The 2,574-nt window shown below is 33.4% G+C and carries 3 protein-coding genes and 1 riboswitch; of the genes, 2 read left to right on the forward strand and 1 reads right to left on the reverse strand.

Features of this window, described 5'->3' with window-relative positions; translation table 11 throughout:
• Positions 1 to 108 precede the first annotated feature (108 nt).
• Positions 109 to 987 carry a processed acidic surface protein gene (locus V7161_RS00050; protein ID WP_335441719.1) on the reverse strand — a complete coding sequence of 293 codons (879 nt, stop codon included), beginning with the start codon at positions 985 to 987 and terminating at the stop codon, positions 109 to 111.
• Between the two features lie 299 nt (positions 988 to 1,286).
• Here V7161_RS00050 and V7161_RS00055 point away from each other — a divergent pair, with 299 nt between their 5' ends.
• Positions 1,287 to 1,754: a hypothetical protein gene (locus tag V7161_RS00055; protein ID WP_335441720.1), complete on the forward strand. Its 468-nt coding sequence runs from the start codon at positions 1,287 to 1,289 to the stop codon at positions 1,752 to 1,754.
• 437 nt (positions 1,755 to 2,191) lie between these two features.
• Positions 2,192 to 2,296, forward strand: a riboswitch (SAM riboswitch).
• 85 nt (positions 2,297 to 2,381) lie between these two features.
• On the forward strand, positions 2,382 to 2,574 hold a 193-nt coding region (locus tag V7161_RS00060), incomplete at its 3' end, for a LysR family transcriptional regulator (RefSeq protein WP_335441721.1).

Raw genomic sequence — 2,574 nt, forward strand, 5'->3', positions numbered from 1 at the left:
ACTTAAACTAACGGGTGCAAGAGTTAAAGATTGGGATTGCTGTGGCGATTATATTTTGGGTAAATATTTTTAAGAAGTTGCCCCTCTCAAAAGAGAAGGGCTTTTCATTTATTTTAAACCGTTCCGTCCTTGGTCATATTTCTCTTCATGCATATGGTCGACATAATCATCAGAAATCTCGCCTAAATGCAGCATGTCTTCCCCATTCATTAGACCTTCCAGTGAATCAAAAAACGATTTAGGAATGTTGAAATCAATCAAAAGGTCCCCTGAGTTGCTATAGACACTCGCTGATAAATTACCTGGAGGCTCTGACATCTTCAACAAATCCTTTAACGTTATAGCTTTACCTTCTGCTTTCAAATTGACCTTTACTTCATAGAGGGCAATGGTTTCCTCCAAGATTTGAACCATTTCGTTCAGTTCTTGGTCACTTAATTGGGAAGGATCTTCGATATTGAGAAATTTTTCCCAAAGCGTATCGTTTGTTGCGATTTGGTCAAGTTGGTCTTTATTTTTTTCTTCGACTTCGCTCAAATAGTTAAAAAATCTCTCTGCTTCTTCCTCTGTTATTCCAAATTCCGATAGTGCATTTTCGGTTTCGGCCATGTATTCATCATAATTGACATAAAACTCAAGTGATGCATCCAAATCCTCAATAAATTTATAGTCATTTAATGAGTCGCCGAAATGGTCCATGAGGTCATTAAATTCTTTATCTGTCAGACCATATTTCGTTAATAACTCCTGCAAATTTTTCGAGTTTATAGGGGTTCCCAGAACTTCTTTAAGCTCGTCCACTGTACTATAATCATCCAAAGGGATCTCATAATAGTCCAGATAATCCATCAAGTCCTGTTTTGTCCAGCCAATACTGGCCAAATATTGGTTCAATTCATTTTCTGGAGGAGCAGCCTGAGCGACTGGAACATTGAACAGGAATGGAAAAGAAAGCAAACAAACCAGGAATGCCTTAATATAAACCATCGGAAACCTCCTTTTATTTGGTGCATAAATATTTTGCCCCCTACCGACTCTAATTAAGAAAAGCAAATAATTCCTAATAAAATTTAGGCTTTTAATAAATTTGCAGGAAAGCGTCTCATTGGCCATGAAACCTGCATTTTTTTATATTTCGGCAAATGTAGAGCTTTTCACTATAGGGTAACTACGACAACTCTTTTTCTTGTTCCGCTAACGTGGCAGGTTTGTGAAATAACAGGTATATGAACATATCTGGATAAATTGGTAAAAAAGTACACACTATAAACTTTGGGGGTGGTATAATGAAAAACTTAAAATTATTTTATTTCGCTTTGCTAATTCTACCTTGGCTAACAGTTCCATTCTTAGGTCGAAATTCATTTAAAAAATATCTTCCAGCAGCAATTTTTATGAGTACAGTCACAACAGCATTAGATTTATTCGGTGAAAAGAAAAAATGGTGGCGATTTTATAAAGAGATACCGCCATTAAAAGGTATGAACCTTTTTAATTTCGGCCCTTACTTTGTTTCAAGTCTTTGGATGTTAAAAATGACTTATGGGAATTTCCCATTATATATAATCTCTAATACGATTCTTCATATTTGCTTTATTTATTTTGGAGGTATAAAATTTGTAAATTATTTTAAATTATTCACCTTAGAAAAGTTAACAAAATTTCAATACTTAGCTATCGACTTTTTAAGAGCATTAATTCTATATGGTTTTCAATCCATTAATAATTTTAGTCAAAGGCTTTCTAACAAGTAATAAATTAAAAATTTATTGAAAAATGGCGAGGATTTCTAAAAAATAAAACACTGTTTCTTGTGTTTATATATAGCACATTGTGAAAGAATTCACTTAAAGTAACGGGTGCAAGAGTTAAAGAAAGTGATCGCTGCTGCGGTCTTTTTTCTTGTTGTGCTAACGGGGCAGTTTAGTTTAATAAGGATTAATTTCATAATTTCGTTAGTGCCTAGTGAAGGGAATATCATTTAATGGGAATAATTAACATATTTATCATTAAACGTTCAATTACCTTATTTTACTAATTGACAATTCTTTCTTAAAAAATATAATTAATTAATAATATGTTAACTAATAAAATAAAAGAGTTAACATTACAGGGAGGGAGATTTAGTATTCTAAAAATACTGTATTTCTTGACGATTTTTAAATGAATTGAAATTGTTATAAAAAAATATTTCTTATCCAGAGAGATGGAGGGACTGGACCTATGAAATCTCAGCAACAGGTCCATTTAAGATACTGTACTAATTCCAGCGGGTAAAACTCCTGATAGATGAGAGCATTCATTTTATTTGTCAGTAGCGCACTCTTTTTTAGAGTGCGTTTTTGTTTTCTCTGGATAGTAACTAAAGGAGAGTAGCTATTATGGAATTAAGACATCTTAAAACTTTCAAATTCGCGGCAGAGTACTTAAATTTTACAAAGGCTGCTCAGCAGTTAAACTTCACTCAACCTGCTGTAACTGCACAAATTCAGACGCTCGAACAAGAATTGAAACAACAGCTATTTATACGAATAGGAAAGAAGAACTTTTTGACGCCTGCAGGTGAAATCCTTA

The organism is Neobacillus drentensis (assembly GCF_036965425.1).
Taxonomy (GTDB): Bacteria; Bacillota; Bacilli; order Bacillales; family Cytobacillaceae; genus Neobacillus; species Neobacillus drentensis_F.

Coding starts and splice junctions, on each gene's coding strand:
- V7161_RS00050 (WP_335441719.1), bottom strand. CDS start 987: ATGGTTTATATTAAGGCATTCCTGGTTTGTTTGCTTTCTTTTCCATTC.
- V7161_RS00055 (WP_335441720.1), top strand. CDS start 1,287: ATGAAAAACTTAAAATTATTTTATTTCGCTTTGCTAATTCTACCTTGG.